This is a genomic window from Microbacterium sp. AC215 (assembly GCF_979258645.1).
Genome location: NZ_OZ409869.1, coordinates 507,114 through 530,356 on the forward strand (window position 1 = coordinate 507,114; position 23,243 = coordinate 530,356).

The window sequence follows — 23,243 nt, forward strand, 5'->3', positions numbered from 1 at the left end:
CAGCGCATGGCATCTACCGCAGACATCAAGAACGGCGTCGTCCTGAGCATCGAGCGGCAGCTCTGGAGCGTCGTCGAGTTCCAGCACGTCAAGCCCGGCAAGGGTGGCGCCTTCGTGCGCACCAAGCTGAAGAACGTCATGACCGGAAAGGTCGTCGACAAGACGTTCAACGCCGGCGCCAAGGTCGAGATCGAGAACGTCGACCGTCGCGACTTCACCTACCTCTACACCGATGGTGACGGGTACGTGTTCATGGACCAGACGGACTACGACCAGATCACGGTCCCCGCTGCGACCGTCGGCGACGCGAAGAACTTCCTGCTCGAGAACCAGCAGGTCACGATCGCGCTCAACAACGGCAACCCGCTGTACATCGATCTCCCCGCGTCCGTGATCCTCGAGATCACCTACAGCGAGCCCGGTGTGCAGGGCGACCGCTCGTCGGCGGGAACGAAGCCGGCCACGCTCGAGACGGGCTACGAGATCCAGGTGCCGCTCTTCGTCGAGACCGGCACCAAGGTCAAGGTCGACACGCGCACCGGCGACTACCTCGGTCGCGAGAAGTAAGGCGTGAGCGCCCGTACGAAAGCGCGCAAGCGCGCACTCGACATCCTTTTCTCCGCCGACGTCCGTGGAGACGAGATCGCGGTGACCCTGGCCGCAGAGGCCAAGCGCGCCGCGAGCGAACCCGCTCGCGAGGCCTCCTGGCTCTACGCCCGTGAGGTGGTGGACGGCATCATCGACCACCACGACGAGATCGACGAGCAGATCACGACCCACAGCCGCGATTGGAGGATCGAGCGCATGCCCGCGGTCGATCGCGCGCTGCTGCGCATCGGCGTCTGGGAGATCCTGTTCAATGACGCGGTGCCGACCGCTGTCGCCATCGATGAGGCGGTCGAACTCGCCAAGGAGTTCTCCACCGACGATTCGGGCGCGTTCGTGCACGGCGTGCTCGCACGCGTCTCTCGCGCGGCCTGAGCGACGACTCGGGACGCGGTCTCCGAGATGTCGGAGGCCGCGGGAAGGATGGGGCCATGCCCGCGCCGCACGTCGATCTTCGCGACCTCATGCAGATCACCGATGTCGGGGGCTACCAGCGCGGTCTCGCGTACTTCCGCGAGGGCAATGTGCTCGACGTGGTGTGGCACGAGGATCTGCTCGAGCTCGAGGGCCATGTGCGCGGCAGCTCGGACGCCCAGTATGTGACCGAGATCGTCTTCCTCTCGTCCAACGGGACGAGACGGGTTCGGACGACCCGCTGCACCTGCCCGGTGCGGAGCGGCTGCAAGCACGTGGTCGCCACGCTGCTCGCGTCCAATGTGCACGAGTACTCGCAGCAGGCCGCGGCTCTCCAGCGGCAGCCCGACGCGGAGCAGAAGCCCGCCGCACCGCGCACCGCCGCAGTGGCGTCGTGGCGGACCCTGCTCGACCCTGCGGTGTCGCAGCACCCGCAGCGCCTCGCTCTCGGCATCGAACTGCGTCACCGTGAGTCTCGGAGCGAGAACCACTGGGGGCCGCGCCCCGTCCGGGCGGCGACCGCGCGCGATCTCGCCCGCCCGAGCGGTGAGCTGCTTCTGGCGATCCGCCCGATGATGCGCAGCGCGCAGACCGGTGCATGGATCCAGGGCGGCGCAGGCTGGGATGCGGTCCGTCGCGACGCCTCGCAGTTCGGTCGCGACCAGAACCGCTGGTTCGGGGATCTCCTCAGCATCTCGCGGGACTCGCTGCTCTCCGGCAATGCCGGCGAGTGGCTCGTCCTCGACCAGGTCGAGTCGCCGCTGCTGTGGAGGCACCTCCGATCGGCCACCGACGTCGGAATCCCTCTCGTTCCCAGTCAGAAGAGCGCCTCGGTGCGGATCGCATCCGCGGCCGACGTCTCCGCGAAGATCAGTCGCACCGAGGAGGGTGCTCTGGAGGTCGCCGCCGACGTGCGCATCGACGATCGAGTGATTCCCGCCCGCGAGGTGCATCCGATCGGTCGTACGGGTGTCTACGCGGCGAGCCTCGTGGGTGCGCGGATCGAGGTCGTCCTCGCCGAAGTGTCGTTGAGCGAGCAGACACGCGCCCTGCTCGCGGCCTCCGACCCTATCCTCGTGCCGGCCGACGACGAGCAGGCGTTCATCGCCGACGCCTATCCGCTTCTGGCCCGGCGCAGCACCGTGCGCACGGTCGGGGAGGTCGCGCTTCCCGACGTGCCCGAACCGGAGGCGGTGCTCACGGTCAGCTACGAGCGCGGCGACGTCGTCAGCTACGCATTCGAGTGGTCGTACGGTCCGTTCGGCCGAGTGCCGTTCGCGTGGAATGACGCAGCGGTGCGAGATGCCGAGAGCGAGACGATCAGACGCGCGGCGATCGAGGCGGCATGGCAGGAGTTCCGCACGACGAGCTTCCGCCCGAGCGGTTCGTTCCACGACATCGATGCGGCGGCGTTCATCGCGGAAGGCGTTCCCGCGCTCGAGGCTGTGGGCGTCCGCGTCGAGTCCCACGGAGAACGCAAGGCGTATCGCGAGCTGACGGGGGATCCTGAGGTCAAGGTCACGACCGTCGAATCGACCGACTCGGACTGGTTCGATCTCGGCATCCTCGTGACGATCGACGGTCGACTCATCCCGTTCGGACCGCTGTTCACGGCGCTGAGCAGGGGGCGCAAGAAGCTGCTCCTCTCCGACGGCGGCTACTTCTCGCTCAACCACCCGTCGCTGGATCGTCTGCGTGATCTCATCGAGGAGGCGGGCGAGCTCGACGAGTGGGAGACCGGTCCGCGCATCAGTCGCTACCAGACCGATCTGTGGGAGGAGTTCGAAGACCTCGCCGACGAGGCCCAGCCGGCTGTCAGCTGGCGCGCCACGGCCGACGGGCTCCGTCAGGCCACGGGGGTTCCGCCGACGCCCGTTCCTGCGGGAGTGCAGGCCGATCTCCGCCCTTATCAGAAGGCCGGCTTCGACTGGCTTGTCTTCCTGTGGCGTCACCGACTGGGCGGGATCCTCGCCGACGACATGGGCCTGGGCAAGACCCTGCAGCTCCTCACGTTCGTCCAGCACACGCGGGATGCCGGCGAGACGAGACCGTTCCTGGTGCTGGCCCCCACGTCTGTCCTGAGCACGTGGCGGTCGGAGGCGGCCCGATTCACTCCCGGGCTTCGTGTCTCCATCGTCGACAGCACGAGCGGGAAACGGGCCGACGTCCTGAGGGCGGCGGCCCGGTCGAGCGATCTCGTCGTGAGCTCGTACACGGTCGCCCGACTAGACGAAGAGGAGTTCCGCGAGATCGAGTGGGCCGGACTGATCCTCGATGAGGCCCAGTTCGTCAAGAACCCCAAGACGCGGCTCCACCGCGCCATCTCGACATTCCATGCCGACGTCACGTACGCGGTCACGGGAACCCCGATGGAGAACAGCCTCTCCGAGCTGTGGTCGCTGCTCAAGCTCGCCGCCCCCGGCCTTTTCCCCTCGGCTCGGAAGTTCAAGGACCGCTACATCCAGCCGATCGAGAAGGGCAAGGTGCCCGAGAACGAGGAGGGCGGCGAGTACCGCGCACGGCGCCTCGCTCAGCTGCGTCGTCGTGTGAGACCCCTGATGCTGCGACGTACCAAGGAGCTCGTCGCTCCCGACCTGCCGGCGAAGCAGGAGCAGCTGCTCGAGGTCGAGCTGAGCCCGGCGCACAGGGCCCTCTACGACGTCGTGCTGCAGCGCGAACGGCAGAAGGTCCTGGGGCTGATCGACGACCTCGATCGCAACCGCTTCATCGTGTTCCGCTCGCTCACCCTGCTGCGCATGCTGAGCCTCGCTCCCGCGCTCGTCGACGAGGCCGACGCCGAGATCGGGTCGAGCAAGCTCGACACACTGCTCGAGCGCGTCGCCGAACTGCAGGCCGAAGGGCACCGTGCTCTGGTCTTCAGCCAGTTCACGTCGTTCCTCGACCTCGCGGCTGCCCGGCTCGAGGCCGCCGGCATCCCGTATGCGCATCTCGACGGCTCGACGCGCCGCAGAGAGCAGGTGATCGACGGCTTCAAGTCGGGGGAGCAGCCGGTCTTCCTCATTAGCTTGAAGGCGGGTGGGTTCGGACTCACGCTGACGGAAGCCGACTACGTGTTCCTCCTCGATCCGTGGTGGAATCCCGCGGCCGAGGAGCAGGCGATCGACCGCACGCACCGCATCGGTCAGACCAATCAGGTGTTCGTCTACCGGATGATCTCGACCGGCACGATCGAGGAGAAGGTGCTCGAGCTGCAGCGCCGCAAGGCCAGGCTCTTCACCGCGGTGATGGACGACGACGAGCTGTTCGCGCAGTCCCTCACCGCAGACGACATCAAGGGTCTGTTCGACGGCGCGTGATTTCTCCCGGCCGGGTCACCGCGTCCGCCCAGGACCCCGTCGGTAGAATCGAACGGTTCACTTCAGGAGGAATGCATGCGGATCACGGGACTCGGCCACGCCGGGATGTTCATCGAGACGGTCGGCGGGAACATCATCTGCGACCCGGTTCTCGGGCCCTCGTTCTTCGGCTCGTGGTTCCCGTTCCCCGACAACCGCGGGCTCGACTGGGAGCGTTTCGGACGCGAAGCGGACTTCCTGTACATCTCGCACCGGCACCGCGACCACTTCGATCCGCGGCTCCTCGAGCGCTACATCCGCAAGGACATCGAGGTGCTGCTGCCCGAGTACCCGATCGATGACCTCGAGCAGGACATCAGGGCGCTGGGCTACACGAACATCACCTACGCCCCGGCCGGCGAGATCATCGAGCGCGGCGATCTGAAGATCATGATCACTCCGCTGCGCGCTCCGAGCGACGGACCCATCGGAGACTCGTCGCTGAGCGTCGACGACGGCACCGGCTCGGTGCTCAACCAGAACGACTCGCACCCGCTCGATCTCGACACGCTGCTGCACTTCGGCAAGCCCGACGCGTACTTCACTCAGGTCTCGGGTGCGATCTGGTGGCCCATGGTCTATGCCCTGCCGCTGGATGCGAAGCAGAACTTCGCGAAGCTCAAGCGCGACGCGCAGAACAAGCGGGCGATGTACTACATCGACAAGGTGGACGCGCCTCACGTCTTCCCGATGGCCGGTCCGCCGATGTTCCTGCGCGACGAGCTCTTCGATTTCAACGGCGTCGGGCGCAACGGCGAATCGATCTTCACCGACCAGAAGCAGTTCCTGGCCCACATGAAGGAGCTCTCGCCCCAGTACGACGGACATCTGTTCGTGCCGGGCACGGTGGTCACCGTCGAGAGCGGCTCCGTGTCCACCGAGCAGTCGCTCTATACCGAGGCCGAGCTCGCCCACATCTTCGACGAGAAGTGGGACTACCTCGAGGAGCAGCGCGCCTCCCGACAGCGGGAGATCCGTGACGAGGAGGCGTCGCGCGCCGAGGTCATGCCCGCCGCCGAGATGCTCGAGGAGCTGAAGACCTGGTGGGAGCCGCTGCTGAAGAAGTCGCGCACGATCCGACTCGGAGTCGGGGGATGCGTGCGCTTCAGGATCGGCGACCTCGACATGGTCGTGGACTTCCCCCGCGCGAAGGTTCGCGAGTACGCGGGCGAGGAGTGCATCTACTGGTACACGATCCCCGCCGACCTCGTCTCGACGAACATCCGCGACCACGAGATCGACTGGTCGAACTCGATCTTCCTCTCGATGCAGTTCGAGGTGGGGCGCAGCGGAAAGTTCAACGAGTTCCTCACGACGTTCCTCAAGTGCCTCTCGGTCGATCGCATCGAGTACGTCGAGAACTGGTATCAGGAGCAGACGGACCAGACCGAGGATGCCGAGATCGGCGACTGGGTCGTGCAGCGTCGCTGCCCCCACCTGCGCGCCGACCTGACCAAGACCGGAAAGGTCGACGACGACGGCATCCTGACCTGCAGCATGCACGACTGGAAGTGGGACCTCAACACAGGCCGCTGCCTGTCGACGAGCGGCCACCCGATCCGCTCCACGAAGATCGACGAGGTCACCGACGCAGTGCTTCGCGAGGCCAGCTGACGTGGTTCGTTCCTCGCACCCGCACGGATCGGGGCGCGACGCTCGAACGCCGATGCCGATGTTCACGGGGCCTCTCCGCGGGGCTCGATGGATCACCCGCTCCACGCCGGAACGGCTGATCCGGGTGGCCGTGGAATTCCTCGAGGACGCCGGTTTCGAGCAACGGCACGATGGCTTCGACGAGAAGCTGAGAGGCCGCGGATCCGAGTGGACGGCCGTCGCGCTGGAGATCGGGGACGAGGAGAAGTCGAAGAGGCGCGCACTGCTCGGGCTCGTGATCGACGAACTCCCGTTCCCCGTCCCCCGGGCGTTCCAGCGTGTGCTGTCGCCGACGCTGGTCGTCGTCGCGTCCCGTCCCGTCGGACCCCTCGTGTCGGAGCTGATCGTCTTTCCCCACACCTCGCGTCGCGGTGCGCCGCCCTACTCGAGAGCCGCGGCTCCTCGCGTGCGCGACGCCCTCGAGCAGATCACCGCGGCAGCGGGCCTGGAAGGCGCGATGCTCTCGCACGAGTCGCTCGCCGGAGTCCCGGATGACGGTTCCCCCGTCTCGCAGGCGGTCGTCCGAGAGGTCCTGGGCTGGCACTGACGCACGCTAGACTGGTGCCATCAAGCAACCTTTAACACCGTCCTGTGAGGCGGAGAAGGGAGCGGCCGATGTCTGCACGAACCGTGCTGCACGAAGCCGATATCTCGCGGGCTCTCACCCGTATCGCGCACGAGATCCTCGAATCCAATCGAGGGGCTGAGAACCTCGTCCTGCTGGGCATTCCGACCCGCGGCGTCACTCTCGCCCACCGCCTGTCCGCAGCGATCGGCGCCATCGCGCAGACCACCGTTCCGGTGGGGGCTTTGGACGTCACGCTCTTCCGTGACGACCTCGCCTCGCAGCCGACGCGTTCTCCGCGGCCCACGGACATCCCTGCCGGCGGGATCGACGGCAGGACCGTCGTCCTCGTCGACGACGTGCTGTTCTCCGGCCGCAGCATCCGCGCCGCACTCGACGCGCTGCAGTCGATCGGTCGCCCGTCGATCGTCCGCCTCGCGATCCTCGTCGATCGCGGCCACCGGGAACTCCCGATCCGCCCCGACTTCGTCGGCAAGAACATCCCGTCGTCTCGCCAGGAGCGCGTCAACGTCCGGCTGACCGAGCACGACGGCACCGAAGAGGTGACGATCGAAGCATGAGACACCTGCTGGATACCCGCACCCTCGACCGAGAGTCGGCTCTACGCATCCTCGATGTCGCCGAAGACATGTCCGACACCCAGTCGCGCGAGGTCAAGAAGCTTCCGACCCTTCGCGGCAAGACGGTCGTGAATCTGTTCTTCGAGGACTCGACCCGCACCCGCATCTCCTTCGAAGCCGCTGCGAAGCGCCTTTCAGCCGATGTGATCAACTTCGCAGCCAAGGGCTCGAGCGTGTCGAAGGGCGAGAGCCTCAAGGACACCGCCCAGACGCTGCAGGCGATGGGAGCGGATGCGGTCGTCATCCGCCATCCCGCCTCCGGCGCCCCGCAGACCCTCGCGACCAGCGGGTGGATCTCCGCCGGAGTCGTGAACGCCGGCGACGGCACGCACGAGCATCCGACCCAGGCTCTCCTCGACGCGTTCACGATCCGCAAACGGCGCTTCGGCGCCGACAGCCGCGGTCGTGATCTCGCCGGCATCCGGGTCGTGATCGTCGGCGACGTGCTCCACTCCCGCGTCGCACGGTCGAACGTCTGGCTGCTCGCCACGCTCGGCGCCGAGGTCACCCTGGTCGCGCCGCCCACCCTGGTGCCGCAGAACGTCTCGCTCTGGCCTGCGAAGGTCGTCTACGACCTCGATCAGGCTCTGGTAGACGGTCCGGACGCCGTGATGATGCTCCGCATCCAGCTCGAACGGATGAGCGCTGCATATTTCCCCACTGAGCGGGAGTATTCCAGGCGATGGGGTCTGGACGCACTGCGTGTGGCCGGCCTTCCGGACGGTAGCATTGTGATGCACCCCGGACCCATGAACCGAGGGTTGGAGATATCCTCCGAAGCCGCAGATTCCCCGCGCTCGACAGTGCTGGAACAGGTGACGAACGGGGTGTCCATCCGCATGGCGGTGCTGTACCTGCTCCTTGCAGGAGAACGAGACGACGAACGAGGGGGAGACCAGTGAGCGAGACCCTCGTCATCACCGGAGCACAGCTTCTCGGTGCCGAGCGCGCCGACATCATCGTGGAGAACGGGCAGATCTCCGAGATCGGCACCGGACTGAGCCGCTCCGGTGCGCGAGTCATCGACGCCGACGGCCTGGTGGCCCTTCCCGGACTCGTCGACCTGCACACCCACCTCCGGGAGCCGGGCTACGAAGCCTCCGAGACGATCCTCACCGGGACCCGTGCTGCGGCGGCAGGCGGGTTCACGGCGGTGTTCGCGATGCCGAACACCTCGCCGGTCGCGGACACGGCCGGTGTGGTCGAGCAGGAGCTCGCCCTGGGCGAGGCCGCCGGGTACGCGACCGTGCAGCCCATCGGCGCCGTCACCGTGGGTCAGAAGGGCGAGCGCCTCGCCGAACTCGGTGCGATGGCCACCTCGCGCGCCCAGGTGCGCGTCTTCAGCGACGACGGCTTCTGCGTCTTCGATCCGCTGATCATGCGGCGCGCACTCGAGTATGTGAAGTCGTTCGACGGAGTCATCGCGCAGCACGCTCAGGATCCACGCCTCACCGAGGGCGCCCAGATGAACGAGGGCACCGTGTCGGCCGAGCTCGGACTCGCCGGATGGCCGGCGGTCGCGGAGGAGTCGATCATCGCTCGCGATGTGCTCCTCGCGGAGCATGTCGGATCCCGACTGCACGTGTGCCACCTGTCGACGGCAGGCTCCGTCGACATCATCCGCTGGGCGAAGAAGCGGGGGATCAACGTCACGGCCGAGGTCACCCCGCACCACCTCCTGCTCACCGATGAACTGGTGCGCGGCTACGACGCTCGCTACAAGGTCAACCCGCCGCTGCGCCGTGAGGAAGACGTCATGGCGGTGCGCGAGGGCCTCGCCGACGGCACCATCGACATCGTGGCGACCGATCACGCCCCGCACCCGAGCGAGCACAAGTCGTGCGAGTGGCAGGCCGCAGCCAACGGCATGGTCGGACTCGAGAGCGCCCTGCGCGTCGTGCACCAGTCGATGGTGCAGACCGGCCTGATCGGCTGGGAGGACGTCGCCCGGGTGATGAGTGCGGCCCCCGCGCGGATCGGACGTCTGTCCGATCATGGGCTGCCCCTGCAGGCCGGTGCTGCTGCGCAGATCACCCTCTACGACCCGTCCGCCGCCGGCGTCTTCACCGAATCCGACCTGCACGGTCGGAGTGTGAACTCGCCGTACCTCGGTCGCGACCTCCCCGGCCGCGTCGAGTTCACGATCCACCGCGGGCTGCTGACAGTCGACGGCGGATCCGTGGTCGAGGAGCTGAACGCATGAGCACGCGCGACATCGCCATCGCGATCACGATCGCCGTGGCGGCACTCGTCCTGGTCGCCATGTTCACGGCGTGGCGCCGACGACTCCGACGCGACTCGGGTCTGGCGGCTCCCTTGGGCGTGCCGGAGCATGCGGAGGTCCTCGACCGTCACGAGGTGCTCTACGTCTCGACGACGAAGCACGATCAGCCGCTGGAGCGCCTCGCCATCCGGCCGCTCGCCTATCGCGCCAGGGGAGAGGCTGCGGTCACCGATCGCGGACTCGCACTCTGCCTCGACGGTGCGCCGACCGTCTTCCTCGCCTCTGCACGACTCGCGAGCGTCGACCGCGCCACGGTGACGATCGACCGCGTCGTCGAACCGGGTGGACTCGTCCGCGTCGCCTGGAATGCGGACGACGACACGATCGTCGACTCGTATCTCCGGGTCACCGACGGCGATCCCCAGAACTTCATCTCAGAACTGCAGCGCCTCGTCCCCGCCACGGACGACACCGCCGCCCCCGACACAGGAGCAACGTCATGACAGCCCTCCCCGAACCCGCCGTCCTCGTCCTCGAAGACGGGACCCGCCACGTCGGCCGTGCATACGGCGCGCTGGGCACCACCTTCGGCGAGGTCGTCTTCTCGACCGGCATGTCCGGATACCAGGAGACGCTCACCGACCCGTCGTACGCGGGCCAGATCGTCCTGCAGACGGCCCCGCACATCGGCAACACCGGCATGAACGACGAGGACCCTGAGTCCCGTCGCATCTGGGTCGCCGGCTACATCGTGCGCGACCCCTCACGAGTCGTCTCGAACTGGCGTGCGACCGCTTCGCTGGACGAGATCCTCGAGCGGGACGGCATCGTCGGCATCAGCGGCATCGACACCCGATCGATCACGCGGCACATCCGCTCTGCCGGGTCTATGCGCGGCGGCGTCTTCTCGGGCGAGGCCGCGCAGATCGACGCCGACGAGCAGCTGCGCCTCGTGCGCGAGGCGCCTCAGATGGCCGGCCAGAACCTCTCGGCGCAGGTCTCGGTCGACGTCGCCACGGTCACGACGGCGATGGGGGAGCGGGTCGGCAATCTCGCCGTCCTCGACCTCGGCGTCAAGCAGGCCACGATCGACAACCTGGCGGCCCGTGGCTTCGAGGTGCACGTCCTGCCTCAGAACGTCACGATCGATGACATCCGTGCGATCGATCCCGTCGCGGTCTTCTACTCGAACGGCCCTGGCGACCCCGCAGCCTCCGGCGACCACGTCGAGCTGCTGCGCTCGGTGCTCGACGACGGGCTGCCCTTCTTCGGCATCTGCTTCGGCAACCAGCTGCTCGGCAGGGCGCTGGGTCTCGGCACCTACAAGCTGCCGTTCGGGCACCGCGGCATCAACCAGCCCGTACTCGACAAGTCCACCGGACGCGTCGAGATCACCGCGCACAACCACGGGTTCGCCGTGGATGCGCCGCTGGAGGGCTCGTTCGACAGCCCCCAGGGCTACGGCAAGGTCGAGGTCAGCCACATCGGCCTGAACGACAACGTGGTCGAGGGCCTCCGCGCTCTCGACATCCCGGCGTTCTCGGTGCAGTACCACCCGGAGGCTGCGGCCGGACCGCACGACGCCAACTATCTCTTCGACCGGTTCCGTGACATGGTCATCGCCAGCAAGAAGGACACCAAGTAATGCCCAAGCGCGACGACATCAACTCCGTTCTCGTCATCGGCTCCGGCCCGATCGTCATCGGTCAGGCGTGCGAGTTCGACTACTCCGGCACCCAGGCCTGCCGCGTCCTGCGCGAGGAGGGCGTGAGGGTCATCCTGGTCAACTCCAACCCGGCGACGATCATGACCGACCCCGACTTCGCCGACGCGACGTACATCGAGCCGATCACCTGGCAGGTCATCGAGACGATCATCGCGAAGGAGCGTCCCGACGCGATCCTGCCGACCCTCGGCGGGCAGACGGCGCTGAACGCCGCGATCGAGTTGCACAACCACGGCATCCTCGAGAAGTACGACGTCGAGCTGATCGGTGCGAGCTTCGAAGCCATCAACAAGGGCGAGGACCGCCAGATCTTCAAGCAGCTCGTCCTCGATGCCGGCGCCGACGTCGCCCGCAGCATCATCGCGCACACCATGGACGACCTGCTCGAGGGAGCGGCCGAGCTGGGCTACCCGCTCGTCGTGCGCCCCTCGTTCACGATGGGCGGTCTCGGGTCCGGCTTCGCCTACGACGAGGCGGATCTGCGTCGCATCGGCGGTGCCGGTCTGCGCGACTCTCCGACCACGGAGGTGCTCCTGGAGGAGTCGATCCTCGGCTGGAAGGAGTACGAGCTCGAGCTCATGCGCGACACCGCCGACAACACGGTGGTCGTCTGCTCGATCGAGAACGTCGACCCCGTCGGCGTGCACACGGGCGACTCGATCACCGTGGCTCCCGCTCTGACGCTCACGGACCGCGAATACCAGAAGCTCCGCGACATCGGCATCGACATCATCCGCGCGGTGGGCGTCGACACCGGCGGCTGCAACATCCAGTTCGCCATCGACCCGAGCAACGGGCGCATCATCGTCATCGAGATGAACCCTCGCGTCTCGCGCTCGAGCGCCCTGGCCTCCAAGGCCACGGGGTTCCCGATCGCGAAGCTCGCCGCGAAGCTGGCGCTCGGCTACCGTCTCGATGAGATCCCGAACGACATCACGGGCGTCACCCCCGCGAGCTTCGAGCCCACGCTCGACTATGTCGTCGTCAAGGTGCCGCGGTTCGCGTTCGAGAAGTTCCCGGCCGCTGACGCGACGCTGACGACCACCATGAAGTCGGTCGGCGAGGCGATGGCGATCGGCCGCAACTACGCGACCGCGCTGCAGAAGGCGCTGCGCTCGCTCGAGAAGCGCGGTTCCAGCTTCCACTGGGGCGCGGAGAGCCGTTCCGTCGACGAGCTGCTCGAGATCTCGAAGGTCCCGACGGACGGTCGGATCGTCACCCTCCAGCAGGCGCTGCGCAAGGGCGCGACGGTCGAGCAGGCGTTCGAGGCCACGGCGATCGATCCCTGGTTCATCGACCAGATCGTCCTGATCAACGAGGTCGCCGAGATCGTGCGCACGGCACCGGAGCTCGACGCGGCGACGCTGCGCTACGCCAAGGAGCACGGCTTCTCCGACGCGCAGATCGCGGAGCTCCGCGGCGAGAAGGAAGCGGAGATCCGCGGCGTGCGCCACGGACTCGGCATCCGTCCGGTGTTCAAGACCGTCGACACCTGCGCCGGCGAGTTCCCGGCTCTCACGCCTTACCACTACTCGAGCTACGACTTCGAGACCGAGGTCACACCGTCCGATCGCACCAAGGTCGTGATCATCGGATCGGGTCCGAACCGCATCGGTCAGGGCGTCGAGTTCGACTACTCGTGCGTGCACGCGTCGTTCGCCCTCTCGGATGCCGGCTTCGAGACCATCATGGTCAACTGCAACCCCGAGACGGTGTCCACCGACTATGACACGTCCGACCGGCTCTACTTCGAGCCGCTCACGCTCGAGGACGTGCTGGAGGTGCTCGACGCGGAAGCCGCGAGCGGCACCATCCTCGGCGTCGTCTGCCAGCTCGGCGGCCAGACGCCGCTGGGGCTCGCAAAGGGCATCGAGGCAGCCGGCTACCAGGTGCTCGGCACCAGCCCCGAGGCCATCGACATCGCCGAGGAGCGCGAGCTGTTCTCGCAGCTGCTCGACACGGCAGGCCTCATCGCCCCGCGCCACGGCACCGCTGTGGACGCGGACGGCGCGGTGGCCGTCGCCGAGGAGATCGGATACCCGGTGCTCGTGCGTCCGAGCTTCGTGCTCGGCGGACGCGGCATGGAGATCGTCTACAGCTCCGAGTCGCTGCGCGAGTACTTCGTGCGCACGGCGGGCGAGGTCATCATCGAGGAGGGCAAGCCCCTGCTCGTCGATCGCTTCCTCGATGACGCGATCGAGCTCGATGTCGACGCCCTCTACGACGGCACCGAACTGTTCATCGGCGGCGTGATGGAGCACCTCGAAGAGGCCGGCATCCACTCGGGCGACTCGAGCTGCACCCTTCCGCCCGTCTCGCTCGGCCGCACCGACATCGACCGGGTGCGCGAGGCGACACTCGCGATCGCGAAGGGCGTGGGCGTCCGTGGCCTGCTCAACGTGCAGTTCGCGATCAGCGCCGGCGTCCTCTACGTGATCGAGGCGAACCCGCGCGCGAGCCGCACCGTGCCCTTCGTCTCGAAGGCGCTGGGCATCCCGATGGCCAAGGCCGCGAGCCGTGTGATGGTGGGGTCGACGATCGCGGAGCTCCGCGCCGAGGGCATGCTGCCCGAGCAGGACGGCTCGCGAGTGCCCCTCGACGCCCCCGTCTCGGTCAAGGAGGCCGTGCTTCCGTTCAAGCGGTTCCGTACGGCCGACGGCAAGACCGTCGACTCGATCCTCGGCCCGGAGATGCGCTCGACCGGCGAGGTCATGGGCATCGACCGCGACTTCCCGACCGCGTTCGCCAAGAGCCAGGCGGCCGCGTACGGCGGAATGCCGACCTCCGGCACGGTGTTCATCTCGGTCGCGGACTCCGACAAGCGCGCCGTGATCCTGCCGGCGCATCGCCTGCAGCAGCTGGGGTTCACGATCGTGGCCACCGAGGGCACTGCCGAGATCCTCTCGCGCAACGGCATCGCGGTGACGGTGGTCGAGAAGTACAGCGAGACCCAGGAGTCCGGCGCGACGAACGTCGTCGACCTCATCAACGACGGCTCGATCGACATCGTCGTGAACACCCCGTCCGGGGGCGCGGCGCGTGCAGACGGCTATGAGATCCGCGCGGCGGCTGTCGCGGCCGACAAGGCGCTGTTCACCACGATGGCGGTGCTCGGCGCCGCCGTGAGCGGTATGGATGCAGCGCACGAGGGCTTCCAGGTGAAGAGCCTGCAGGAGTACGCCCTCGACCGGAAGGCCGCAGTGTGAGCGCACGCTTCGGCGAACGGGTCCGTGTCGCCCTCGCGGCGCACGGCCCGCTGTGCGTGGGCATCGACCCGCACGCCGCCCTGCTCGGATCCTGGGGCCTCGGCGACGACGCCTCGGGCGTCCGGGAGTTCGGGCTGCGCACGGTCGAGGCCGCGGCGGGCCGTGCCGCGATCGTGAAGCCTCAGGTGTCGTTCTTCGAGCGCTTCGGATCCGCAGGATTCGCGGCGCTCGAAGAGGTCATCGCAGCTGCGAGGGACGCCGGCCTCCTCGTGATCGCGGATGCCAAGCGCGGCGACATCGGGTCGACCATGGACGCCTACGCGGCTGCCTGGCTCACCCCGGGGTCTCCGCTCGAGGCTGACGCCCTCACCGTGAACCCGTTCCTGGGTGTCGGCGCGCTCGACGGCGCCTTCGCCCTCGCCGATCAGCACGACAAGGGTCTGTTCGTGCTGGCTGCCACGAGCAACCCCGAAGCCGAGGTCCTGCAGCGCTCGATCTCCGAGACCGGCCGTGCCGTCTCGGCGGACATCGTCTCGGTGGTCTCGGCGCGCAACACCGAGCACACGCCCGCAGGGGAGTGGGGGAGCTTCGGCTTCGTCATCGGCGCGACCGTGGACTGGACGGATGCCGGCATCGCCGCCTTCGCACCGGTGGCACCCATCCTCGCTCCGGGATTCGGCACGCAGGGTGCGACGCCGTCAGACCTGCACCGCCGGTTCGGTTCGATGAGCGCCGCCGTCATCGCGAGCGAGAGCCGCAGCATCCTCTCGGCCGGACCCGCCGGTCTCGCCGCCGCCATCGACGCCCGCGTCGCAGAGTACAGGGAGGCCGGCCGTGGCTGAGTCCCGTCCCGTCCCCGAGGTCGACCGCGCTGCCGCCGCACGCAAGGCGGTCGAACGGCGCCGCGCCCGCGCATCGCTCAAGCGCGATCTGACCACGCGTGTCGTCACACCGCAGGCCGTGCTCGAGCGGGCGACCGCAGACCCGGACTCGGTCGAGGGGTCCATGCGCATCACGGACTTCCTGCTCGCTCTCCCTGCGATCGGCGCGGGCAAGCGCGACCGCATCCTGGCAGAGCTGCACATCTCGCCGGTCAAGCGACTGGGAGGGCTCGGCGTCCGCCAGCGGGTGGCGCTCTCGCAGTGGCTCGACGCGCGCTTCCCGCTGCTCGAGCCGCGTGGCGCACGAAGCCGTCTGCTCGTGCTCGCCGGGCCCACGGCAGTCGGCAAGGGCACCGTCGCCGCCCACATCCGTGAGCACAACCCCGAGATCCATCTGTCGGTCTCGGCGACGACGCGCGCACCGCGACCTGGCGAGATCGATGGCGTGCACTACTACTTCGTCGACGATGCGGAGTTCGACCGTCTGATCGCAGACGACGAACTCCTGGAGTACGCCGTCGTCCACAACAAGTCGCGCTACGGCACGCCGCGGGCTCCGATCGACGCCGCTCTCGCTGCAGGCAAGACCGTGCTGCTCGAGATCGACCTGCAGGGCGCGCGCCAGGTGCGCAAGGCGGAGCCTGCTGCCACGCTCATCTTCCTGCTGCCTCCGACCTGGGACGAACTCGTCCAGCGGCTGGTCGGACGAGGCACGGAGGGCGCGGAGGAACGCGCTCGCAGACTGCGCACCGCGAAGGTCGAATTGGCAGCGCAGAACGAGTTCGACCACCTCATCGTGAACGAGGACGTCGCCGCTGCGGCCGCGGAGGTCGTAGAATTGTCTTCGAGCTCTGCGCGCTGAGCGTCTTCGCGCGCCCGCTTCACCGTCTTCGCGACGATCCCGTCGCCTGATCAGGAGGTCCCACCATGGCCGGACACCACACCAACGGAATCATCGATCCCCCCATCGACAACCTGCTCGACCGGGTCGACTCGAAGTACGAGCTCGTGATCTACGCCGCCAAGCGCGCCCGTCAGATCAACGACTACTACTCCGACCTCCACGAGGGCAACCTGTTCGACAACGTCGGGCCGCTCGTCGACTCGTCCGTCGAGGACAAGCCGCTGACCATCGCTCTGCACGAGATCAACGAGGACAAGCTCCGCCTCCGTCACGCCGAGTGACGTCCGATGACCGCACCGCCGACTGATGTCGGCGGTGCGGTCCATCATGGGAGCCACCCCCTTCCTGCTGTCCGATTCCGTTCTGGAGCCCTGATGAGCGCGCTGCGTCTGTTCACGTCCGAGTCCGTCACCGAGGGGCACCCCGACAAGATCTGCGACCAGATCTCGGACAGCATCCTCGACGGACTCATCGCGAAAGATCCCGGCTCCCGGGTGGCCGTCGAGACGCTGGTGACCACCGGTCTCGTCCACGTCGCCGGAGAGATCCGCACCGAGGCGTACGTCGACATCCCGACGATCGTCCGCCAGGTGGTCAACGGCATCGGCTACACCTCGAGCGAGACCGGCTTCGACGGAGACTCCTGCGGTGTGAGCATCTCGGTGGGAGAGCAGTCGACCGACATCGCCCACGGCGTCGACAACGCCCAGGAGCACCGCGACGGCGGCTCCATCGATCCTCTCGACGGCCTCGGCGCTGGCGACCAGGGCATCATGTTCGGCTTCGCGACGAACGAGACCCCGCAGCTCATGCCCATGGCTGCGTGGACCGCGCATCGCATCGCGGAGCGGCTCAGCGAGGTCCGACGATCGGGTGCGCTGCCGTTCCTGCGCCCGGACGGCAAGACCCAGGTCACTCTCGGATATGAGGGCTTCACCCCCAAGACGGTGGATGCCGTCGTGCTGTCGACCCAGCACCACCCCGACATCTCGCAGGACGACCTCAAGGCTCAGGTGCGCGAGCACGTGATCGATCCGATCCTGGCCTCCACGGGGCTCGATCTCGGCGACCTCACGTACTACATCAACCCCGCCGGTCCGTTCGTGACGGGCGGCCCCAAGGGCGATGCCGGACTCACCGGACGCAAGATCATCATCGACACCTACGGCGGAGCGGCGCGACATGGTGGCGGTGCCTTCAGCGGCAAGGATCCGTCGAAGGTCGACCGCTCCGGCGCCTATGCCACGCGCTGGGTGGCCAAGAACGCGGTCGCCGCAGGACTCGCCGACCGTCTCGAGGTCCAGGTCGCCTACGCGATCGGGGTCGCTCGTCCGGTCGGTCTCTACGTCGAGACATTCGGCACGGGCAAGGTGTCCGACGAGGTGATCACGCGCGCCATCGACGAGGTCTTCGATCTGCGTCCCCAGGCGATCATCGAGCAGCTCGACCTCCTGCGCCCGATCTACGCGCAGACCGCCGCCTACGGGCACTTCGGACGGGAGTTGCCGGAGTTCACGTGGGAGCGCACCGACCGCGCGGAAGAGCTGCGGCGCGCTGCAGGACTCTGAGGGCCGCATGCCTGATGGCGTCCCTTCTCCTCTGACATCGCAGAGTCGGAGGATCGCGCGCGTGCTCTTGGACTCGCCGCTTCCACAGTTGGATCGTCTCTTCGACTACGCCGTGCCTGCGGAGCTCGGAGACGTCCCTCTGGGCGTGCGCGTGCGTGTGCCCCTGCGTACCGCCGGTCGTGTCATCGACGGCTACGTCGTCGAACTCGACACCGAACACGATGGCGACAGGCCACTGTCCGAGGTCGACAGTGTCGTATCCCCTGTGGCGGTGCTTCCGGAGCGTCTCTACCGCCTCGCGCGCCGCGCCGCCGATCGCGCTGCGGGCTCCGCCTCCGACGTCCTGCGGCTCGTCATCCCGAAGCGCCAGGTGCGGGTGGAGAAGGCCTGGAGCGACGACTCCCCGGAGCTCGCCCCATCAGACGAAGCGCTCTCGGCCGCATCCGAGCTGATCGCGTCCTACGACTCGCTCGCCGATGTGCTCGATGCAGGCGGCCGGGCCGCGGTCGAGGCGATCCCCGTGCGCCATCAGGACGATCCCGGGTGGGCGGCTCTTCTCGCGTCCACAGCGGCGCGGACGCTGGCAGCAGGCCGTTCGAGTGTTCTCGTCGTGCCTGACCACCGCGACCTCGATCAGCTGCTCGCCGCTCTCGGCTCGTATGTCCCTGACCAGGCCGTCGTGCGCTTCGACTCGCGCCAGACGAACCCCGATCGGTACCGCGCGTTCTTGCGCTCGCTCGAGGACGCGCCGTGCATCGTGGTGGGCAATCGTTCTGCGGTGTACGCGCCGGTTCGTGCGGGCGTCGTCGCTGTGTGGGACGACGGCGATCCTCTCCTCGGCGAGCCGCTCGCGCCGTACATCAACGCACGGGACGCTGCTCTCCTCCGTCAGGAGCAGGAGGGATCCGCACTGCTGTTCGTCGGCCACACCCGCACCACCGACGTCGAACGCCTCGTCGCCCACGGATGGCTGCAGGATGTCCGGGCCGCGCGTCGGGTGCTGCCGCGCGTGATCCTCAGCACACCCCAGGAGATGGATGCTCCGACTGCACAGCGGATGCCGTCGTCCGCGTTCCTCTCCGCACGCAATGCTGCAGCCGAGGGACCGGTGCTGGTGCAGGTGTCCCGACCGGGGTTCGCCCCGTCGCTGGTCTGCGCCGAATGCCGGGCGCCTGCACGGTGCGCCCACTGCGGCGGACCGCTCGGAGCCAAGCACCGTGGTGCCGTGCCGGTGTGCGCCTGGTGCGGCAGGGGAGCCCGAGCGTGGGCGTGCCCGACGTGCTCGTCGACCAAGCTGCGCCTCGCGTCCTCGGGCAGCGAACGGACGGCGGATGAGCTGGGCAAGGCGTTCCCCGGAATCCGGGTCATCGTGGCAGACAGCGCTCATCCGGTCGAGCGCGTCGCCGACAAGCCGGCCCTCGTCGTCGCGACACGGGGGGCCGAGCCGCTGGCTGAGGGCGGATACCGTGCCGTGGTCCTGCTCGACGGACCAAGGATGCTCCAGGCTCCCGACCTGCGGATCGGCGAGTCCTGTCTGCGCTGGTGGTCGAACGCGGCTGCACTCGCGGCTCCCGGTGCTCCCATCCACCTGGTCGGCGTCGACGGAGCGATCGCGCGAGCGCTTGCCACCTGGAGCCAGTCCGCCTATGCGAGGACCGAGCTCTCCGAACGTGCGCCGTTGCACATGCCGCCGGCTGCGAGGGTCGCGCTGGTCGAGGGGTCGACGGCATCCGTGGCGAGAGCGCTGGCGTCGCTGCAGGAGCTCGCTCTGCCCTCCGACGCGGTACTCGGCCCGGTGCCGATCGAGTCTGACGACTACCCGCCGCGTGTCAGGGCCCTGATCCGGTTCGACTACAGCGCGGGTGCCAGGGTCGCTACCACGTTGCGGGCCGCGGTCGTCGCCGAAGCGGTCAGCAACCGGCGGGGCAAGGGCAAGTCGACTCGGAGCGCCCTCACGGTTCGACTCGATATCCTCGATCCGGAACTCTGAACGCGAAGAACCACCTCGCGCTCCGATTTCACCCGATCCACCCCCGCATCCCTCCGGAGCACCTTCATGCGTCTCGTCTTCGCCGGCACACCGTCGGCAGCCGTCCCCACACTCCGCCGCCTCGCGGCCGAGCACGACATCGCTGCGGTCGTCACCCGCCCGGACGCGCCGCTGGGCCGCAAGCGGGTGCTCACGCCGTCGCCTGTCGCTCACGCCGCCGACGAGCTCGGACTGCCGGTCATCAAGGCGGCTCGCCTCGACGACGACGCGACGGCCGCCATCACCGCGCTCGGTGTCGAGCTCGGTGTGATCGTGGCGTACGGCGGACTCGTTCGCGAGCCGCTGCTCTCCGCACCGACGAAGGGCTGGATCAATCTGCATTTCTCGCTCCTCCCGCAGTGGCGCGGTGCCGCACCCGTGCAGCGCGCACTGATCAACGGCGATGCGCAGATGGGTGCCAGTGTGTTCCAGCTCGTTCCCGCGCTCGATGCCGGTGATGTCTTCGCGACGCGGGTCGTCGCGGTCGCTCCCGAGGCGACGGCGGATGCCGCACTCGACGCACTCGCTCTCGATGGCGCCGAACTGACGGCGGAAGTGGTCGCGGCCATCGCCGACGGCACTGCGCGCGCTGTGCCCCAGGAGGGGGAGGCGTCGCTGGCCCCGAAGCTGACTCTCGACGATGGTCTGCTCGATTGGACCCGCCCGCTCAGCGAGGTGTTCGCGCGGTTCCGTGGAGTCACCCCCGAACCGGGCGCCCACACGACCGTCGACGGGATCCGCCTCAAGGTGCTGGCGGCCACTCCCTCGGAAAGCGACGTCGCCCTCGCGCCGGGCGCGTTCACCGCGACCAAGTCCGCTCTCCTCATCGGAACGGCCTCGGCCCCGCTCGCGGTCACGCGTGTGCAGCCCTCGGGCAAGGGCGCGATGAGCGCGGTCGACTGGTGGCGCGGGCAGCGCGACACCGAGAACCTGCGAGCCGGCGCATGAGCGGGCGGCAGGACGACGACGCACGTCGCGAGCCGCGTCGCGGCGAGTCCGGCCGCGGATCCCGTTCGGGACCGAGCACGCCGCGCGATCAGCGTCCACGTGACGGCCAGGCTCGGGGCGGGAAGCGCGACGCACAGTCCCGCGGCCCGCAGCGCACGGCGCCGCAGCGCACGGTGCAGCCTGCGCGGCGCGTGGCCTACGACGTGCTGCGGGCGGTGTCGGAATCGGATGCCTACGCGAACCTGATCCTTCCGGCCGCGATCGCGGACGCAGGACTCACTCCACAGGACGCCGCTCTCGCCACAGAACTCGCCTACGGCACACTGCGACGCCGCGGAACGTATGACGCGATCATCGCCGCGGCCGCCGACAGGCCTGTCGAGGAGATCGACGCCGGTGTGCTCGACGCGCTGAGACTCGCGACCCATCAGCTGCTCGCGACCCGCGTCGCGTCGCACGCGGCCGTCAACGAGTCGGTGAACATCGTCGCCGGCACCCAGGGCCGCGGTGCATCCAGCTTCGCGAACGCCGTGCTGAGGCGAATCTCCCGCGAGACGCCGGGGGAGTGGGAGCAGCGCATCGAGTCCTCCGCCCGGTCCGACGACGAGCGGCTGGCGCTGCGCTCCGCTCACCCCGTCTGGGTCATCCGTGCCCTGCGTCGCGCGTTGGCCGCTGAAGGTCGCGTCGAGGAGCTCGACGACCTCCTCGACGCCGACAACGCCTCGCCGGAGGTCACTCTCGTCGCTCTGCCCGGCCTCGCCGAGCCCGGGGAGCCACGTCGACCGTATGCGCCGACGGCCTACGGATCTCCGGGCGGCGACCCGCACCACGTGATCGCCTCCTCGGGCGGCACGGTGCGTGTGCAGGATGAAGGGTCGCAGCTCGTCGCACTGGCTCTCGCCGAAGCTGCGCCGATCCGTTCCGGCGAACGCTGGCTCGACCTGTGCGCAGGCCCCGGCGGCAAGACGGCGCTGCTCGCGGCGGTCGCGCGACAGCACGATGTGTCGCTGGAGGCGAACGAGGTGGTGCCCACCCGTGCGCGACTCGTCCGCAACGCCCTGCGCGCCGTGCCCGCCGATGTCGTGGTTCATGAAGAGGACGGCCGCACGTTCGGCACCTCCCACGCGGGCCAGTTCGATCGCATCCTCGTCGATGCGCCGTGCACGGGACTCGGGGCTCTGCGGCGGCGGCCCGAGGCGAGATGGCGCAAGACCCCCGGTGATGTCGCCGAGCTGGTGCCGCTGCAGGTCGAACTGCTCTCGGCGGCCCTCGACGCGCTGGCGCCCGGCGGCATCGTCGCGTACGCGACCTGCTCGCCGCATCTCGCCGAGACGACGGGCGTCGTCCAGGAGGTGCTCCGTGGCCGCACCGACATCACCGAGCTCGATGCGCGTGCGGTCCTCGAGGGTGTCGTGACCTCACCGATCGATCTCGGCAGCGACGGCACCGGGCGGGTCCAGCTGTGGCCACACCGGCACGGGACCGATGCGATGTTCCTCGCGCTCCTCCGACGAGCCGACACCGATCAGCGCGACGCCAGCGCCGAGCAAGGAGACTAGAGAGTGGACCTGCCCCGCGCACCGCGCATCAACCCCAGCATCCTGGCCGCCGACTTCGTGAACATGCAGCGTGATCTCGCCAAGATCGCCACTGCCGACTTCGCGCATGTCGACGTCATGGACAACCACTTCGTCCCGAACCTCACGTTCGGGCCGCAGATGGTCGAGCGGATCCAGGCGACCAGCCCGATCCCGCTCGACGTGCACCTGATGATCACCGACCCCGAGCGGTGGGCTCCCGCGTATGCGGAGCTCGGTGCCGCGAGCGTCACGTTCCACCTCGAGGCCGCCGCCGATCCGATCTCGCTGGCCCGCACTCTGCGCAGCATCGGGGCGAGGGCCGGAGTGGCGATCAAGCCGGACACCCCCGCGGACGGTCTCTACAGCGTGCTCGAGGAGTTCGACCAGATCCTCGTGATGACCGTCGAACCAGGGTTCGGCGGGCAGGGATTCATGCCCGAGACGATGCCGAAGCTGCGCGCTCTCGCCGACGAGGCGAAGCGGCGAGGGTCGAACGTCTGGCTGCAGGTCGACGGCGGGATCTCCGATGCGACGATCGAGGCGGCGGCCGCCGCCGGCGCAGACACCTTCGTCGCAGGATCCGCGGTCTACGGCGCCGACGACGTCGAGGCGGCCGTCACCCGGCTCAGAGACCGCGCCAGAGCCGCTAGCCTGGAATCGTGAAGACTTTCGACGAGCTGTTCGCCGAGCTCAGCGTCAAGGCCGAGACCCGCCCCGAGGGATCAGGCACGGTTGCAGAGCTCGACGGCGGCGTGCACACGATCGGCAAGAAGATCGTCGAGGAGGCTGCCGAGGTCTGGATGGCGTCCGAGTACGAGTCCGACGAGGCCGCTGCAGAGGAGATCTCGCAGCTGCTGTACCACGTGCAGGTGATGATGCTCGCGAAGGGCCTGAGCCTGCAGGACGTCTACCGACATCTGTGAAGCGCTCCGCCCCACTCGC

The 23,243-nt window shown here is 68.4% G+C and carries 20 protein-coding genes; all 20 read left to right on the top strand.

The window, feature by feature from the left end; genetic code table 11:
- Positions 1 to 6: 6 nt before the first annotated feature.
- Positions 7 to 567 (top strand): elongation factor P, encoded by a 561-nt coding sequence (gene efp, locus ACZZZF_RS02660; RefSeq protein WP_053096137.1) that lies wholly within the window; start codon positions 7 to 9, stop codon positions 565 to 567.
- A gap of 3 nt (positions 568 to 570) precedes the next feature.
- A complete protein-coding gene (gene nusB / locus ACZZZF_RS02665; RefSeq protein ID WP_053096135.1) occupies positions 571 to 981 on the top strand; it encodes a transcription antitermination factor NusB in 411 nt (136 codons plus the stop codon).
- 56 nt (positions 982 to 1,037) lie between these two features.
- Positions 1,038 to 4,337, top strand: coding sequence for a DEAD/DEAH box helicase (locus ACZZZF_RS02670; protein ID WP_363520678.1), 3,300 nt, complete (start codon positions 1,038 to 1,040; stop codon positions 4,335 to 4,337).
- Positions 4,338 to 4,412: 75 nt separating this feature from the next.
- Positions 4,413 to 5,990 carry a Rieske 2Fe-2S domain-containing protein gene (locus ACZZZF_RS02675; RefSeq protein WP_463496987.1) on the top strand — a complete coding sequence of 526 codons (1,578 nt, stop codon included), beginning with the start codon at positions 4,413 to 4,415 and terminating at the stop codon, positions 5,988 to 5,990.
- 52 nt (positions 5,991 to 6,042) lie between these two features.
- A complete protein-coding gene (locus ACZZZF_RS02680; protein WP_150115069.1) occupies positions 6,043 to 6,576 on the top strand; it encodes a hypothetical protein in 534 nt (177 codons plus the stop codon).
- 68 nt (positions 6,577 to 6,644) lie between these two features.
- A complete protein-coding gene (gene pyrR, locus ACZZZF_RS02685) occupies positions 6,645 to 7,175 on the top strand; it encodes a bifunctional pyr operon transcriptional regulator/uracil phosphoribosyltransferase PyrR (RefSeq protein WP_056278772.1) in 531 nt (176 codons plus the stop codon).
- Positions 7,172 to 8,137 (top strand): aspartate carbamoyltransferase catalytic subunit, encoded by a 966-nt coding sequence (locus ACZZZF_RS02690; protein WP_463496989.1) that lies wholly within the window; start codon positions 7,172 to 7,174, stop codon positions 8,135 to 8,137. Before pyrR ends, ACZZZF_RS02690 begins: the two co-directional genes overlap by 4 nt.
- Positions 8,134 to 9,438: a dihydroorotase gene (locus ACZZZF_RS02695; RefSeq protein ID WP_056278771.1), complete on the top strand. Its 1,305-nt coding sequence runs from the start codon at positions 8,134 to 8,136 to the stop codon at positions 9,436 to 9,438. Before ACZZZF_RS02690 ends, ACZZZF_RS02695 begins: the two co-directional genes overlap by 4 nt.
- Complete coding sequence (locus ACZZZF_RS02700) at positions 9,435 to 9,962, top strand: PH-like domain-containing protein (RefSeq protein ID WP_320488322.1); 528 nt, start codon at positions 9,435 to 9,437, stop codon at positions 9,960 to 9,962. The genes ACZZZF_RS02695 and ACZZZF_RS02700 overlap by 4 nt, the downstream gene beginning before the upstream one ends.
- The gene (gene carA / locus ACZZZF_RS02705) at positions 9,959 to 11,104 is read left to right on the top strand and encodes a glutamine-hydrolyzing carbamoyl-phosphate synthase small subunit (protein WP_394194110.1); all 1,146 of its coding nucleotides are present in this window, start codon (positions 9,959 to 9,961) and stop codon (positions 11,102 to 11,104) included. Before ACZZZF_RS02700 ends, carA begins: the two co-directional genes overlap by 4 nt.
- The gene (gene carB, locus ACZZZF_RS02710; protein WP_463496991.1) at positions 11,104 to 14,391 is read left to right on the top strand and encodes a carbamoyl-phosphate synthase large subunit; all 3,288 of its coding nucleotides are present in this window, start codon (positions 11,104 to 11,106) and stop codon (positions 14,389 to 14,391) included. The genes carA and carB overlap by 1 nt, the downstream gene beginning before the upstream one ends.
- Positions 14,388 to 15,233, top strand: coding sequence for an orotidine-5'-phosphate decarboxylase (pyrF, locus tag ACZZZF_RS02715; RefSeq protein WP_053096118.1), 846 nt, complete (start codon positions 14,388 to 14,390; stop codon positions 15,231 to 15,233). The genes carB and pyrF overlap by 4 nt, the downstream gene beginning before the upstream one ends.
- Positions 15,226 to 16,134 carry a guanylate kinase gene (gene gmk / locus ACZZZF_RS02720; protein ID WP_187249657.1) on the top strand — a complete coding sequence of 303 codons (909 nt, stop codon included), beginning with the start codon at positions 15,226 to 15,228 and terminating at the stop codon, positions 16,132 to 16,134. Before pyrF ends, gmk begins: the two co-directional genes overlap by 8 nt.
- Positions 16,135 to 16,199: 65 nt before the next feature.
- A complete protein-coding gene (gene rpoZ / locus ACZZZF_RS02725) occupies positions 16,200 to 16,457 on the top strand; it encodes a DNA-directed RNA polymerase subunit omega (RefSeq protein ID WP_042536631.1) in 258 nt (85 codons plus the stop codon).
- A gap of 93 nt (positions 16,458 to 16,550) precedes the next feature.
- Positions 16,551 to 17,744, top strand: a complete 1,194-nt coding sequence (gene metK, locus ACZZZF_RS02730) for a methionine adenosyltransferase (RefSeq protein WP_053096114.1) — start codon at positions 16,551 to 16,553, stop codon at positions 17,742 to 17,744.
- A gap of 7 nt (positions 17,745 to 17,751) precedes the next feature.
- Entirely contained in the window at positions 17,752 to 19,734 is a 1,983-nt protein-coding gene (locus ACZZZF_RS02735; RefSeq protein ID WP_463496993.1) for a primosomal protein N' family DNA-binding protein, read from the top strand.
- Positions 19,735 to 19,800: 66 nt separating this feature from the next.
- Positions 19,801 to 20,721: a methionyl-tRNA formyltransferase gene (gene fmt / locus ACZZZF_RS02740; RefSeq protein ID WP_463496996.1), complete on the top strand. Its 921-nt coding sequence runs from the start codon at positions 19,801 to 19,803 to the stop codon at positions 20,719 to 20,721.
- Positions 20,718 to 22,280, top strand: a complete 1,563-nt coding sequence (locus ACZZZF_RS02745) for an RsmB/NOP family class I SAM-dependent RNA methyltransferase (RefSeq protein WP_463496999.1) — start codon at positions 20,718 to 20,720, stop codon at positions 22,278 to 22,280. Before fmt ends, ACZZZF_RS02745 begins: the two co-directional genes overlap by 4 nt.
- A 3-nt stretch (positions 22,281 to 22,283) precedes the next feature.
- Positions 22,284 to 22,964, top strand: coding sequence for a ribulose-phosphate 3-epimerase (rpe, locus tag ACZZZF_RS02750; protein ID WP_053096108.1), 681 nt, complete (start codon positions 22,284 to 22,286; stop codon positions 22,962 to 22,964).
- The gene (locus ACZZZF_RS02755) at positions 22,961 to 23,224 is read left to right on the top strand and encodes a phosphoribosyl-ATP diphosphatase (protein ID WP_017202142.1); all 264 of its coding nucleotides are present in this window, start codon (positions 22,961 to 22,963) and stop codon (positions 23,222 to 23,224) included. The genes rpe and ACZZZF_RS02755 overlap by 4 nt, the downstream gene beginning before the upstream one ends.
- The last annotated feature ends 19 nt before the right edge of the window (positions 23,225 to 23,243 follow it).